Raw genomic sequence first — 15468 nt, 5'->3', positions numbered from 1 at the left:
GCAATCAGGGAAAACCTCCCGCAAATTCACCCCAATTTGCTCATAATAGTGGAATTCAGGCAATATTTAGGGAGGTTTTCCCTAAAAATTAAAAACGGCACAATTAAAGCTCAGTTCCCCTAGTTTCGCTATTGCGGCTCTGTTCCCCATACCAGCACTCCGTTCCGATAAAGGGTCACCTTGTTCCAATCCGCATAAGCGGTCTGAAGTGAATTAAACGAATAATCATTGGCCTCGTTAAAATTGCTCCAATCTGTCTTGTGTATCCGGGTCTGAATATCCCCGGAAGTTCCTCCAGCGGCAAGCATGCCCGCACCTGCGTTGAATTTCACTTCCAAATAGTAATCTGCTCCCGTTCGAGGCGTGTCCAGCTTTACAAAGCTGCCTGCTACCTTGCTGTTGCCGATCTGGGCATAATCGCAGAAAAAGGATTGCGGCTTGTCTCCATCGATCGTATACCAGTAACGGATGCTCAGCTCGCTAAGATCGACTGCAGTTGTGCCGTTATTTTTAATATTAAAATAGGGCTTCATCTGGTTGTCATTTGGGTTAGTATCCGCTGTCCGATACGCCACTGCAAGCCCGGTGACCGGTTCGACAGGCCCCGAGCCTTGCGGTGTAGCCATCGCTTGTACAGAATTGCTGCTCGTACCCGCACTATTGACAGCATTCACAACATAATAATAAGTCGTTCCGTTGCTAACCGCCGCATCGCTATAGCTCGTCCCGGTAGCCGTAGTCAGAGTGGTATAAGGGCCACCACTCGTAAGTGACCGTTTCACCGTGTAGGAAGTTGCGCCCGCCGAGGTGCTCCAGCTAAGATTCACGAGCCCATTGCCTGCAGCTGCATTCAAGTTAGCAGGAGCTGCTGGAACTACGGGAGCTGCCACTGTCTCCAATACAGACCAGTAGGCCGGCTTAGATTGGAGGCGCTCATCAAATAATAAAGGCCAATTGTTACGGGCTACCGGATAAGTGCGCAACCAAGTATTACTGTCATCCTTCCCCCAGAGAGTGACATTCGTGACCGTATCCGTGTGCCGCAGGAAGATCTCAAATAATGATTTGTATAAAGCCGCTTGGCGCTGCTTCAAATTATCAGGGAAGATCTCATAGGCTTGAGAATTATCAGAATACACACTAATATCCAGCTCAGTAATATGAGTTTCCAGCCCTAAAGCCTTGAACTTGATAATCGAATTTTCGATTTCAGAGAGCGAAGGATAATACAAACTAATGTGCGTTTGATGCCCTACTCCGTCAATAGGAACCCCTTTAGCCTGAAGTCGTACAATCAGATTGTATAGCGCTTGGCTTTTGGCTGGCTCATGGGTATTGTAGTCATTGATGAACAGTTTTGCGTTAGGATCAGCTTCATGAGCGAACTGGAACGCCTTCTCAATATACTCTTCACCCGCGATCTGGTACCACAGGCTGCGGCGCATGCCATCAGATTGCGAAGTGTCAATCACTTCGTTGACGACATCCCAAGCATAGATTTCACCTTTATAACGTTCCATAACAGTCTTAATATGACTCTTCATCCGCTCATATAACACCGTTTTGGAGACCAAATTACCGCTGGCGTCACGGAACACCCAATCCGGTGTCTGCGAATGCCAGACCAGGGTATGTCCACGTACCTGCTGCCCATTTGCGGTAGCAAAAGCTACTGCCGTGTCAGCTTCAGCGAAATTAAACACACCTTCCTGCGGCTCCGTGCTATCCCATTTCAGAATATTTCCTGGCGTTACACTATCAAAATGCTTGGCCAACAATTGCCGATCCGGAGCTGTCAGCAGCTCACTATTCGTAAACGCCGAGCCGATCAGAAATTTGTTTGCAAACACATCCTTCAGCGAAGGAATCGCATCCTCGATGACAATTGGACCGAGATCCGGTAGCTTTTCCAATCGAAAATCATCCAAATAAAAAGAAGTTGTCGCGCTAGCCGGCACTTCAAAATAAATAGAAAGTTGATCTGCCGGCTCCAATAGCTTGTACTGCGCCTGAAGCTTCACCCAACCGTTCGCTGTCACTGCTCCAAAGGTCAAATTGTCATAATGAATGGTAGAAGGTAATGTCCGCTGCAGTGACATATAGATATTCGCGTTGGATGATCCGGCAGGCAGCTTCACCCATCCAATAAACACATAAGTTTGTCCCACTTCCAGCTGGCTAGTCACATCCAGTGAAGGTCCATGCCACGTTTTTGTTCGGCCGCTTACCTCCAGGCCATATGTGCCGCTGCGTGCCGCATCTGTTTTGGCTGTAAGCACCTCAACTTCCCCACGTCCACTCCAACCCTGAACAGTGCCATCTTCAAAATCGCTTTGCTGAATAAGCGTGTTCTCCGCATGTGCGGGTGCAGCCCAATACGCAGGTACAAGCAAACATAAAACCAAAACAAAATTAAGCGCTTTCAAAAAAGTTCCTTTTTTCATCGCTTCGATTCTCCCTTCTGAGTTAGGTTCGAACCTTATGGCTTCGTTTCTTCCTGTCCCCGATACCGCTCGGGCCACACCACCTTCCTCATAAAAAAATCAGAGCCTATCCTCAGGAGGAACCAAGCTAGGCAGGTCATCCGTGAAGTATGGGCTCTATATCGCCATAATATCACATATGTTTCCATTTATGGAACTAAAATTAATTATTTTCGATCTTATTTTACTTAAGCTGAACGGATCTGCATTATCAGATCCATTTAGCGCCGAAAAAACCCAAGAGACGACACTATTAAGGTGTTGTCTCTTGGGTTACATAACATGCTGGCTGAATGTACGGGAGTTCTACCGTTCATTTCGCCACTTCCAGCTGGATCAGCACAATGTACGGGAGTTCTACCGTTCATTTCGGCGTTTCCAGCGGGATCCGCACAATGTACGGGAGTTATACCGTTCATTTCGCCACTTCCAGCTGAATCAGCACAATGTACGGGATTTCTACCGTTCATTTCGCAACTTCCAGCTGGATCAGCACATTGTACGGGATTTCTACCGTACAATTCGGCACTTTCAGCTGGATCAACGCATTGTACGGGATTTTTACCGTTCATTTCGGCGTTTCCAGCAGGATCCGCACAATGTACGGGAGTTCTACCGTTCATTTCGCCACTTCCAGCTGAATCGACCAATTGTACGGGAGTTATACCGTTCATTTCGGCATTCCTTGGAGATACTGAGATACAACAACAAATAAAAAAAGAGCCGTGTTGTGAACACGACTCCCTCTTCATATAAACCGCATCAGTAGCGGCATATTTGCAAGGAGCTTAGCAATAAGCTGTCATCCTTGATTTATTTTTTCGCAATATGAACCTTCAGCTGCTTGCCCTTCACGGTGGTCTCTCTCATCGCTTGCAGCACCATTGCGCCTTTACCGTTCAAAATATCCACGTAGGTCACATTGTCCTGAATCGAGATAATCCCGATATCTTCGGCGGACATACCTTCAAGCTTTGCTATTGTGCCGACAAAATCCACGGCTCTTAGCTTCTTTTTCTTGCCGCCGTTGAAGTATAGCTTCATAATCTCTTTGTTTAAGCTTTCGCTTTTGTCCTTTTTGCGGACAGGCTGCTTATTAATCTTCTGCTCGAACGCTTCCTTTGCGTAGGCCACTGCGTCGTCCGAAGGTGCTTTCATATGCGGAATGCTGAAGCCAATATAGCTTTCGATTTCAGTTACCCACTTCTGCTCATTCGGAGTGACAAAAGTGATCGCTTTACCTGTCTTGCCTGCACGCGCGGTTCTGCCTGTACGATGCACGTAGCTTTCTTTTTCCAGTGGAATATCGTAATTAATCACATGGGTGATATTCTCGATATCAATCCCTCTAGCCGCCACATCGGTAGCGATTAAATAGCGGAATTGCCCTCTTTTAAAAGCATTCATGACCTCAAAGCGCTCATCCTGCTCCATACCCCCGTGGATCTTATCACAAGGATATTCCAGATCCGCCAGTCCTCTGAATACAGCATTCACCTGCTCTTGCGTACGGCAAAAAACAATACAGCTATCCGGATTCTCCACCGTTATGATATCGCTTAGCAAAGAGAATTTGGCAGCTTGTCTCACTTCAATCAACGCATGTTCAATCGTAGCCGTCGTAATTCCACTTGCCTGAATCTCGATATCCGTTGGATCGCTCATATATTTTAGGCACAAATTCTTAATGACTTCGGGTAAGGTAGCTGAGAATAACATCGTTACTCGCTCTTTGGGCAGCTGCTTAATGATCTTCTCGATCTGCTCAATAAAGCCCATGCTCAGCATTTCGTCAGCTTCATCGATGATCAAATATTTGATTCGATTTAGCGGAAGTGTGCCTCTTTCAATATGGTCAAATACGCGTCCAGGCGTACCTACGACAACATGTGTTTTTTGCGTAAGCTCTATCTTTTGAGGGGCAAAGGGCTGCTTGCCGAAAAGAGCAACTGCTTTAATCCGTTTAAAACGTCCGATGTTCGTAATATCCTCTTTCACCTGCATCGCAAGCTCCCGAGTTGGCGTAAGAATCAAAGCCTGCGGCTTATTCTCCACCCAATCCACCAGATCGCAAAGCGGAATACCATAAGCTCCCGTCTTGCCACTGCCTGTTTGCGATTTCACAATCAGATCCTTTTGCTGCAAAGCCACAGGAATTACCTTGCTCTGTACCTCCGTAGGTGTCATAAATTTCAGAACATCCAGTGCTTTAATTATCTCTTCGTCTAACTCATAATCTCTAAATTGCAATTCACTCATCGTTCAACCTCTTCTATGCCGATTGTTCTGGTTAAAGCGGAAACTCCGCGATCCTTCCATCTTGTGCATACTTATCATTATAACAGTTATTGGCGTCCTTGATTCCATTCCTTATAGAACTGGTCCAGAAAATTCAACATGAAATCATGCCGTTCTTCCGCTAACTTGCGTCCATAAGCCGTATTCATTAAGAATTTTAGTTTCAACAGCTTCTCATAAAAATGATTCACAGCCGTCCCCTTGCTATAATCCCTGTATTCCTTTTGCAGCGACTCCTCGCGTGGAGCCACTTCTGGATCATAAGCCGGACGTCCCTTTGCGCCTGAGAAAATAAAGGTTCTGGCAATGCCAATCGCGCCAAGTGCATCTAGTCGATCTGCATCCTGCACCACTTGACCTTCCAGAGTCTGCATAGGTTCTCCTCCACCACCACTAAAGGACATTGTTTCAACGATCAGCATGATATGACGAATTTGCTCTTCCTCTGTAAGGTTTGCCGTGAGCCAAGTATGGACTTTAAGCAGACCTGCTTCTTTTGACGGATTAAGCTTCTCGTCTGCAACATCATGCAGCAAGGCTGCCATCGTACAGATAAAAACATCCGCACGCTCGATCTCAGCAATTTCACATGCTGTGCTGCGGACCCGATGGGTGTGCCACCAGTCATGCCCCGTAGTATCTTGTCCCAGTTGTTCTTTCACAAATTCTTCCGCCCGGGCTATTATTAAAGGTTGATTCATCGTCAACAAGCTCCCCTCGCCTATGAAATATCGAAGCCCTATTATAGCTGATTGCCTGTCCATTCGCCTACTAAAAATCTTCGTTATAACAAATTCTTACTTGCACGACTCCAAATGATCCGCTATAATCGGCAGTAATCAAAATGTCGAAGGGAATTGATTCTGATGAACACCATAACAATCATGCTGAATCAACTTCATTATTATCACAAACAGCGTTAGCAACCCTGAAATTCTCAGGGAGGCTAACGCTACTCGCGTTGGCCTCCCTGCGGCATAGATCACGCGCAGGACCATGAGGTCCTGCGCGTTTTTTTATTTCTAAACTATGCCAATTCAAAGGAGCTACTAACGATGCAAAACATTAAAGGAACTTATGATTACTTCGGAAAAGAGCAGGCGCTCAGAAAGAACATTCAAAATACGCTGCAGGATTTGTTCGAACTCTATGATTTTGAATCCATGGACACCACATTATTAAATGAACTGGAGTTATTAACCTCGAAATATGCAGGTGGGGATGAAATTCTCAAGGAGATGTACCAACTAACCGATCAAGGTAACCGCAAGCTGGGCTTACGATATGATCTGACCATCCCTTTTGCCAAAGTGATCGCTTTAAATCCCGGAATAGAGTTCCCCTTCAAGCGTTATGAGATCGGAAAAGTATTCCGTGATGGTCCCGTGAAACGTGGGCGCCTGCGTGAATTTTTGCAATGCGATGTGGATGTTGTTGGTATTTCAGGACCTGAGGCGGAAGCTGAATTGATGCAGCTGGCCACAGAAGCTTTTCGCAAGCTGGACATCCCGATCATCCTAAAATGGAACAACAGACGTTTTCTCGGTGAGATTCTGGAATCGCTGGGTGTACCTGCCGAGAACCAACTGTCCGTTATGCTAACCTTGGATAAATTAGAAAAAATCAACCTCAGCGGCGTGAAAAATGAATTGATCAGCAAGGAAATAGATCCTACAACCATCGCTGCTATTCTAGAGCTTATTGAAATGGACAATCCAAGCTTTGAGCAGTTATGCGAAAAATATAGTCTTACCGGACAACCGGGAGCAATGGAGGTTCTTGTCCTGCAAAAGCTACTCCAAGACATTCAGCTGCAGCAGACTTGCCGTTTCGATCCCTTCTTGTCCCGCGGGCTTTCTTTCTACACTGGAACCGTCTACGAGATCTTTGATGCATCCGGTTCCTTTACCTCAAGCTTGGGTGGTGGAGGCAGATATGACGCTATCATCGGACAGCTAGTGGGCAGAGAGGATATTCAATATCCTACGGTTGGCTTATCTTTTGGTATGGAGTCTATCATGGCGCTCCTTGCAGAACGTCCTATCCAAGAGCGCAAGACAGCAGAGGTTATGGTCATTCCGATTGGCGAGACGCTCCCACAGGCTTTAATTGCAGCCGCCGAGCTCCGTGCCTGTTCTATCCGAACCTCTCTGGTATCTGGTAAAAGAAAACTTAAAAAGCAACTCGCCACAGCCTCATCCCAAAAAATACGTTACGTTATTCTGATCGGCGAGAGCGAATCCAGTGTGGATAAGTTGCGTCTGAAGGATATGAAGGAACAAACAGAAGTTATAGTTCCATTAGATGAAGCTATCTACCTTATTACTGGCTAAACTGCTGCCTGATATCCTCCTAAAAAGATCTGCATAAAAAAAGACCCCGCCGGCGACCGGCGGGGTAAAGTCTATATATAAGGGAGGTTATACATGTACTATAACCCTGCAAGCTTAATATTTTATGAAAAAGAGATAAGGATTCCCTTAATTCATTTCAAACCCTTAGATCTTAAACTTATCTACTAACCCCTGAAGCTCTTTGGCACTTTGAGTATTTTCATCGGCCATAGTAACCTCCAGGAATGTTTTTTCCACGATATCCGCCGTTTTCACCGCGATATCCTGAATCCCTATAGCTCCTTCGTTTACTGTAGCAGCTACCTCATTAACGGCAATATTAATACTCGATATGGCCATACTCAAATGATCGGCTGCGCTCTCGAATTGTTTTAACAGCGTATTTACAGTAGCAGCATCACTGTTGTATTGCTGACTTACCTCAGTTAATCGTTCATAATCTGCTAGAACATTCTGATCAATAAAAGAAAGTAATGCCTCAGAATTCTCCTTCATGGATTCAACAGAGGAATATACACCTGTTACCACACCTTGAATTCCAGCCGCAATCTTAGACGACTTCTCAGCCAACTTCCGAATCTCACCAGCTACAACCGCGAAACCTTTGCCTGCCTCACCCGCTCTTGCCGCTTCTATAGCTGCATTCAGGGCCAGCAGATTGGTCTGACTGGCAATGGATAGAATCGTATCCGTCAGTACATTAATCTCTGCAATCGCGCTCGACTGCTCAATCGCTTTTTCCATATCGATTCGCACGGATTCATAAATTTGTTTAGCATTCGTCGTAGATTCTGTTGCCTCATCTTGGAGAGTCAGCGCCCGCTCACTAATTTGTCTAGAAACGGCAGCGCCTTCCTTCACATTATTGGTGATCCCGGATACATTGTTATCAATTTCAGTAATTGCTGCTGTCATTTCCTCTGTGGAGGCTGCGGTCTCTTCCATACCTGCCGATAGCTGCTGCGTAGTCGCTGAATTATCGTGGGCATTTTCCCGCACATCTATAGACAGCTTCTCCAGCGTTTCTGCATTTTCAAGCACTTTGGACGAGATCGTAATTAAGCTTCCAGCCATCTCACGAAGTGTAGCCCGAGTGCTGAACATCGCTTTGGCGATCGTCCCTGTCTCATCTTTGTTTTTAGTCAAATACTCATACTCTGAGTCATGCGTCAAATTCAATTCTGCCGTTTTATTAATCATGTCCGTTAGTTTAACAATCGGAGAAGAGATTTTTTTAGCAAAATAAAGAGCAATCAGCAAGGCAATAATCAAACTTCCCACACCAAGAAATAAGTTGAAATTTCTCATATCAGTGACAGGTTTCACGATTTCATCGAGGTCTGCGGTTAATACAAGCAACCAGTGCGTCTCAGGTAAAACTGTATAGGTTGATTTTTTTTCCACACCATTATATGTATTATTGAGCAGGCCATCCGCTACCTTCTCACCAGATTTCACACGCTCCATAACAGCTGCGATCTGCGTATTCTCAATAGGCTGACCAATTTGTGTTTTATCCGGATAATATAATTTATTGCCGTTCTCATCCAGTAAATAAGCGTAGGAGCTCGTCGTGTTTACCACTTTGGTATCGGCCAAATACTTAATCATACTATCTGCGGAAACAGCTGACGCAATAAATCCAATCATCTTTCCATTACTCTTTACGGGCTGTACAAAAGCCACTACATAAGCTCCTGTAGATTTTGATTTCAGCGTTTCACTGATCACAGGCTCAGCCGTCTCCATTACTCTTTTCGTATAATCTCTTTCACTAAAATCTGTCCCTATAAGCTTAGTATCACTGTCAGCCACACTAATACCTTTCATATCACTGACTAGAATGTGCTCAAGGTTTCCTGCTTCCTCCACAATGCTTTGTAGACTGGCGTTCACCTCATTCTGAAGCTTATCTCCTTTGTTAACTCCACCATTCCCAGCTTGCAGCAGTAGATCAACAATTTCCGAACGGCTCGCAATAAGCTCTGTACTTCTCTGCTCTTTTGCTATCATGGCTGATATAGTCTGAGCTTTGTTCGTATTGACCTGCTTCATAGAATTCTCAGTAAGATTCACAATCGCCTGAGTTGATTTCAAATACGTAAATATCCCCATTACAGAAATACATAAAAGGGTCACACCTATCATAACAAGTGATAACTTTAGGCGAATCTTCATATTCTTTTCATCCTTCCGACTGCTTGTTCATTTGCGAACAATGAAATTGTAAATAATACAATTACTATCGGGTGGCAAAGTTGAATAGTGAATATAAATCGCGCAAAAATAAGAAATATATCATAAAATGTCGAAAATTTTCATGTAAATGAATAAAATATCACAGCTTTTAGGTCATATATCCTTCACAAGATGTTTAACAAGGCCTGTCATCTGTCCTAGATGAACTATGTGGTTCTAGCTGAGAGACCGTATTCGCTTGCATTAATGCACCCTCACTTAACAGTCGTTTAGTTCTACTACGTAAAAATAGACCAGACATCGCAGCGAGTATTTGTTGGAACAACATCCCCGAAATTACTGGAAGCGCGACAGCAGGAGGAAAATATTTCACCGCTAATACAGCTCCCGCACTTAAATTCCGCATACCCGAATTAAACTGTACAGCCACGGAATCTTCATAACTAAAGCGGAAGCGGCGTGACACCAAAGCTCCGATTACATAGCCAAGCACAACGGTTATGAAGGTCACTCCAATTATGATCGCTAATTTGCCATCCGGATGTTTCAGATAACGGGCAATGCTGGCCCCATTAATAGAAACAACTACAAACAATCCGACTTTAACAAACGGAGCAAGCGGCGGTCCACATACCGTATTTACTTTCCCTTTTGTCCATTGATTCAGCAGCATCCCAACTACAGAAGGAATGACTACCATCCATAGCAGCCCTTTCATCATATCGCCTAGCTGAATTTCAACACTCGCTCCCATCAGCAAATATAAGGTACCCGGGACAACAATGGGCGACAAGAGCGTATCAATCAGAATAAGCGCCAATGTCAGCGCAATATTCCCTCCGTACATCGACACCCATACCACACTTACAACACCTGTAGGAATCGCGAACAACAATACATAACCAGTTACTGTATATGGATCTCCCGGAAAAAAAGCCATGGCTGCAAGCCAGCCGATCAGCGGCATTACAATATGTAAAATTACCATTAGAATAATCAGCTTCTGAGGTTTCAGGAGTACCCCCAACAGATCCTTTAGGTTGGACTTCAAGCTACCGATCAGCGTCATTACAGCAAAAATCCAGGGCACGAGACCTGTGAACGGCAGCAGTCTGCTTTCGTTAAGTACGCCGACCACGATGGCCGTGGGTGTTAATAACGGCATAATCTTTTCTAGAACAACATTAGATTTGATGAGTCCATTTCTTATATTAGCAAACACTTGGCAGTACACCTTATGTATGAAGCTCATACATCCCTTATCTATGTTTTTTATTCAGTCTACCATAAAAAATAGGAACCAATTCTTAAATTGGTCCCTCGAAGTAATCTATATAGAGTGTTAAACTTCTATGCCTTGTGGAAACAATGCATCCAGTGCTGGGCAGGGTTGCTTATCCAAAAACTGTGCCAATGGCGCTGGCATATTATTGTATAAATCTTTTAGTGAAGTTCCTTGATAAATGTTGCCGATAATCACCGGATGGCAAAGCTCTGAAATCAAAATGTCGCCATTTCCATGCAGATGAAGCTGCTTCTTCCCCTCGATACAGTGAGGAAAATACACACCCGGCTGCTCTTCGAACCCAAGGGCGTCCATAAAGCGGTCCATACAGGTGAAATACAGAATCGTATCTTCTTTCTTCCGTGCGATCAGCTCACTCACTGCATTCTTTAATTGTTCCCGTGCAGCTATAGACTTCCAACCCGTATGATCCATGATAATACTGTTCTGAATTTCATGTGTGCGCACGCCCATTGCGTAGACATGATCGCTGATCTCCTTCATATTATCCTGGGTTTCACTGAACAGCAGCGTCTCCAGTACGGTATCCACACTTGTTGCGGCGAATAGGGTAATATTTTCTCTTATTTTTTCATAGATGCTTGGATGAATATTATAATATTTTGAGAAAGCTTCCGCAGTAGTAAAATTGAAGGAAATATGTATAGTCGTTAATCCTGCGGAGACCAATTGGCCAATTCGTTCAGCATTTAAAAGACTGCCGTTGGAATTTAACTGTGTCTGAATCCCTCTGGATGCGCAGTAGGTTACAATTTCCACACAGTCATCGAATTTCAGCGTCACTTCTCCACCTGATAAGCGTACTCTTTTAAGGCCTGGAAGTTCGTCCAGAATGCGGATGACCTCTTTGGCTTTGATGCTTTGTCCATCATTTCTATTATATGCACAGCAATAATCGCAGCGGAAATTACAGTTCGAAGTTACCCCTATTTCTAACCCTTCCAGCTCATAAGTAAGCGGTTTGTCGAGCTCTAATGCTTTATATCTCATACTCTAAAGTCCTCCTGAAAAATAATGAATTTAGTTCAAAAGTTCAACCTTAGAGATTATATAGGTTTATGGCTTAGGTTAATGTGAGTTTTATAACATTCGAGTGTACGGTTTGATTAACGAATTAGTCGGAAGCGCATGCGTAATCACTTTCAGATACGCATAGTAACCTGTAACGGACTCAGCTGACCCTAAACCTAAAATTATCCTATTTTAAGAATGCCAACGGACTCCAGTGCACCTATTGACCGGAAAAACGCCCAATATGAGCCTTTTGCCAATGAATAGCGTCAGCGGAGTCCGAAATCATGTTTTGATAGCTGATAACATACAAATAACGTCATCCGAGTCCGAAAGCCTCGTGGAGTGATGGATAAACCGATACGCATTCAGGCATGTATATTACAGGTTATCTTCAAACTGGTGATGTCCACCGACACTTTTTATAGGGATATAAAGATCAACTTTTGCTTTACCTTCAGGGTCTGTATATGGATCATTCATACAAAATTCGAGCGCATACCGATCATCCGGTTCATAATCACTGTTAGGTAGCCATTGACCGTACACACTTTGATAGGCAATAGCCAATTTGTCGATCGTATCATAAAACGAATATAAGGCATAAAGACCACCAGATAAAGTTTTGAACTCTACGCCCGAATCACCCTCTTTAACAAACTCTTCTGAAATGGTTATGCAGGCATCATATCTACAAGAGTATTCGTCAGTCACGCTGGGATCATCTAAAGAAATACCAATGAAGTATTCTGTTGAAGGTAAATCATTTTTCTCAACCCACTTGCTGAGTGTTCCCCATGCCTTATACGTTTCAAGATAGCTGCCAACATGCCTTACGTATGCCACTTGATAACTTGGAAGTTCTTTTACCTCAATGTTCATTTCCCATACTCTCCTTAAAAAATTATTTATGTTGATACTCACATCATAATTTTTAGAAGGAGACAATTCTTCCTGATTATTGCTGGACATTAACTGATAATTGCTATGTTCTTGCCTTGACCTTCTCATCTCGCTTGGGGTTGTCTTAAACAGTTTTTTAAAGGATGAATTAAAACTTGAGATGGAATTAAAACCGCATAGAGTTGAGATATCCAGCATCGTTCTATTTGTTGTCTCAAGATAGGTTACCGCGTGATGTAGGCGTCTTTCCGTCAGATAGGTCATTGGTGTTTTATTTGTAATTGCAGAAAAAACTCTAGAAAAATGATACTTAGAAAAATTAGAAACTTCAGCTAGCGTTTCTAGATTTATTTCTTGATCTAAGTTGTCCTCAATAAAATGAAGAACCGTCTGAATACGCACCCTGTAATCATTGTTCACTAGACCTACCTCAATCCCGTGATGATTAAATGATTTTTTTCTTATTTATTTTCTTCGCCCTATATACAACAGATGAGATGAAATCCCCAAAATGGATGGATCCTTTGCTGCATTAATGAGAAATTCTAAGAGCTCCTCATGTTCACCCCGGTCAGTCCAGTATTGTTTCTGCTCATTTGTCAGTAATGCTCCGAGGCTAGAAGAACCAATTAAATCAATGGTTTGAAATCCATTCTCCTCCATGAAAGATTTTATGTCCTCAATATTGAAGTAATAAGCTCCCGTAAACCTACCATCATCTTTATGATTAAAAATCCCGCTATCATAAAATTCTTGTATTGAATCCATGTTGTCATTAGGCTTCCAATGTTGTGGGAACTGTAAGGATGTAAGAGTCATTCTCATCCGACTTTGAAAGGCTACAAATACGATGCCATTCTTCTTTGTCACACGAAACAATTCCTTAACTGCTAAAATCTGATCCTCTTCTTCTTGCAAATGATATAAAGGGCCTAACATCAGAGAAGCATCAAAGCTCTCGTCTGATATTCCCTCTAAACTAGTTGCATTCAGCACATGAAAACCTTTAAATTGCTCAGTTAATCCTAATTCATTAACCTTCTGCTGAGCTATTTCAACTAACTTAGGGGTAAGATCCGATAACGTTACGTTATAGCCGAGCTTCGCCAGCTCCATGGCATATTTACCGGGCCCAGCACCATTATCCAGTATAGATTGTGCGTTGGTTAAATACTGTTTTATATAATGCAGATTAATGATGAACTCCAGCGGCTCCCTATCCAATCTTCCCCACTCATCAAATTGGGAGTAATAATCAATAATATTGCCCATTGCCAAAACACCGACCTTTAATTGTATTTTTTTACTGTAGAGAACAGAAAAAACCTATCGCCTCCAAAGAGGCGATAGGTTTAACCTTCGCGGTACCACTCTTTTTGATCGTTGCATATTGCTTATAATAAACAACGAATCTTAGAACCCGATTACGGAGGGTTAGCCGTTAAGATCTACTGAGGTTCGATCTTACCGCTCATGGGTGAGTTGGGGAACCTACTCCGCTGTCTTGCACCAACCGGCAGCTCTCTGGGCAGTAGTTATTCCTTAATACTCCAAATCATCACGTTTATTCCGTATTGTATTTTGACCTAGTATATATTTAGTAATTATTCCCTGTCAATACAAATTCCACTTACAGCTCTACTGACTTCCCCATCTCGTTCCAGACAGGCTGTCCGATCAGACCTAAACGCCAGATCGCAATTCCTTTAAGGCCATAACGTTTAGCAAGTCCTACCTTCGAATTCACTGAAGATTCGTTTTCGCTATACACAGAGATCCCGAGAATCAGCTTATCCTTACTCACTTGCTGAAGCGCAAGCCGGATGCCTTCATCAACTAAACTCATCGGCTCTGGAACTTTTTTCTCTTGTAAATAATCGTACGCCATAATGACCAAATCATCTGCAAGTGTTCCTAAAGTTTTGTAATCATAACCTTTATAAGAACTATTTAATGGATGAAGAATAACGGTAAGTTTAAGTCCTGCTGCATGTGCTTTTTGTGATAGGTTTTTCACAAAAGCATTGTAATCTGCTTGCACCTTCGCCTTATCACCGGTTAGACCTAGGCCCTCCAGATCCAGGGTAATGCCTTGGAATCCTTTTTGCGTTGCAAGATCTACGATTCCAGTAATCGTCTGTTCTTGAAGCTGCTTATCTTCCAGGTTCTTAGTTAACTCTGATGCGGTGTCTCCAGAGAAGACCATCAGATAAGGAGCTGTTCCACCTGCCGCTGCATTCGTGACAATTGATTCTGGTGTTACGTCACCAGCCGCCTGAGGCCATTTGAAATCAGTCCCCGTTGTGGTGAATTGCCCGCTTTTATCAATCCCACTCCAACCGAAGGCCACAGCATCAAAATTAGGAAGTAAGGAAATCTCACTATAAGAACTCAGCGCATAGAAACCAAGAGTGTACAGCTCAGTCTTCGGCGAAGTAATAGATACGGTCTTCGTGGATTGATTCCAAGCTACACCCGCACCAAACTGCTGGCCGAAGAAGCTAAGGGGAATCATCGTTGTATCCCGGATCGTCTGCGGAGCAACTCCTAACTTCACAACCGCGCCGTTAACACCTGCATTTTTGCTGCCAAGGGTCAGGGTTACCATTTTGGTCCCTGCAGTATCTGTTTTGGTAGCCGTAATTTTCTTCTGCGCTTGATTCCACTCGACATTAATTCCCAAAGCTTCAGATATAGCTCGGAATGGCACCATCGTTGTTCCGCTCATCACAACAGGTTCTACTGGAAATGGTAGTGGATAACCATCCAGCACAATACTAACTCCACCAGCAGTGGCTGCCTGTGTAGTATTTTGGAATAACGCCGTGGTGCCTCCTAGCGAAATAGCCATACATAATACTAATTTACCGATTCGCTTATTCATGAATGTTAAGTCTCCCTCTTCTATGATATG

Annotated in this window: 11 protein-coding genes and 1 other annotated feature; of the genes, 2 read left to right on the top strand and 9 right to left on the bottom strand. The window is 43.6% G+C overall.

Going from position 1 to position 15468, the window contains the following annotated elements:
• Positions 1 to 128 precede the first annotated feature (128 nt).
• Positions 129 to 2444, bottom strand: coding sequence for an endo-1,4-beta-xylanase (locus MHB56_RS24210; protein ID WP_341144095.1), 2316 nt, complete (start codon positions 2442 to 2444; stop codon positions 129 to 131).
• Positions 2445 to 2751: 307 nt separating this feature from the next.
• Here MHB56_RS24210 and MHB56_RS24205 point away from each other — a divergent pair, with 307 nt between their 5' ends.
• Positions 2752 to 3198 carry a hypothetical protein gene (locus MHB56_RS24205; protein ID WP_341144094.1) on the top strand — a complete coding sequence of 149 codons (447 nt, stop codon included), beginning with the start codon at positions 2752 to 2754 and terminating at the stop codon, positions 3196 to 3198.
• Between the two features lie 98 nt (positions 3199 to 3296).
• Here the strand turns inward: MHB56_RS24205 and MHB56_RS24200 are convergent, their stop codons facing one another.
• Positions 3297 to 4742: a DEAD/DEAH box helicase gene (locus tag MHB56_RS24200; protein WP_339172882.1), complete on the bottom strand. Its 1446-nt coding sequence runs from the start codon at positions 4740 to 4742 to the stop codon at positions 3297 to 3299.
• Between the two features lie 86 nt (positions 4743 to 4828).
• Positions 4829 to 5482 (bottom strand): HD domain-containing protein, encoded by a 654-nt coding sequence (locus MHB56_RS24195; protein WP_036679342.1) that lies wholly within the window; start codon positions 5480 to 5482, stop codon positions 4829 to 4831.
• Positions 5483 to 5836: 354 nt separating this feature from the next.
• On the opposite strand from MHB56_RS24195, the gene MHB56_RS24190 reads away from it, so the two are divergent.
• The gene (locus MHB56_RS24190) at positions 5837 to 7114 is read left to right on the top strand and encodes a histidine--tRNA ligase (protein WP_341144093.1); all 1278 of its coding nucleotides are present in this window, start codon (positions 5837 to 5839) and stop codon (positions 7112 to 7114) included.
• A gap of 165 nt (positions 7115 to 7279) precedes the next feature.
• On the opposite strand, the gene MHB56_RS24185 is transcribed toward MHB56_RS24190, so the two are convergent.
• The 6 genes from MHB56_RS24185 to MHB56_RS24160 all read right to left on the bottom strand — a co-directional run bounded on the left by MHB56_RS24185 (position 7280) and on the right by MHB56_RS24160 (position 15438).
• Entirely contained in the window at positions 7280 to 9313 is a 2034-nt protein-coding gene (locus MHB56_RS24185) for a methyl-accepting chemotaxis protein (protein ID WP_076301241.1), read from the bottom strand.
• Between the two features lie 196 nt (positions 9314 to 9509).
• Positions 9510 to 10556, bottom strand: a complete 1047-nt coding sequence (locus MHB56_RS24180) for a bile acid:sodium symporter family protein (protein WP_076125035.1) — start codon at positions 10554 to 10556, stop codon at positions 9510 to 9512.
• A 120-nt stretch (positions 10557 to 10676) separates the two neighbouring features.
• Positions 10677 to 11630 (bottom strand): radical SAM protein, encoded by a 954-nt coding sequence (locus MHB56_RS24175; protein ID WP_038569765.1) that lies wholly within the window; start codon positions 11628 to 11630, stop codon positions 10677 to 10679.
• A gap of 402 nt (positions 11631 to 12032) precedes the next feature.
• Positions 12033 to 12974, bottom strand: a complete 942-nt coding sequence (locus MHB56_RS24170; RefSeq protein ID WP_341144092.1) for an AraC family transcriptional regulator — start codon at positions 12972 to 12974, stop codon at positions 12033 to 12035.
• A 45-nt stretch (positions 12975 to 13019) separates the two neighbouring features.
• Positions 13020 to 13826 carry a class I SAM-dependent methyltransferase gene (locus tag MHB56_RS24165; RefSeq protein WP_341144091.1) on the bottom strand — a complete coding sequence of 269 codons (807 nt, stop codon included), beginning with the start codon at positions 13824 to 13826 and terminating at the stop codon, positions 13020 to 13022.
• Between the two features lie 64 nt (positions 13827 to 13890).
• Positions 13891 to 14122, bottom strand: a binding site (T-box leader).
• A gap of 62 nt (positions 14123 to 14184) precedes the next feature.
• Positions 14185 to 15438, bottom strand: coding sequence for a stalk domain-containing protein (locus MHB56_RS24160; RefSeq protein WP_445667752.1), 1254 nt, complete (start codon positions 15436 to 15438; stop codon positions 14185 to 14187).
• Positions 15439 to 15468: the final 30 nt, after the last annotated feature.

The sequence above is a fragment of the Paenibacillus sp. FSL H8-0315 genome, from assembly GCF_038005365.1.
GTDB classification, from domain to species: domain Bacteria; phylum Bacillota; class Bacilli; order Paenibacillales; family Paenibacillaceae; genus Paenibacillus_AQ; species Paenibacillus_AQ odorifer.
Note: the sequence above shows the minus strand (reverse complement) of the source record. Positions and strands in the feature narration are given on the sequence as shown.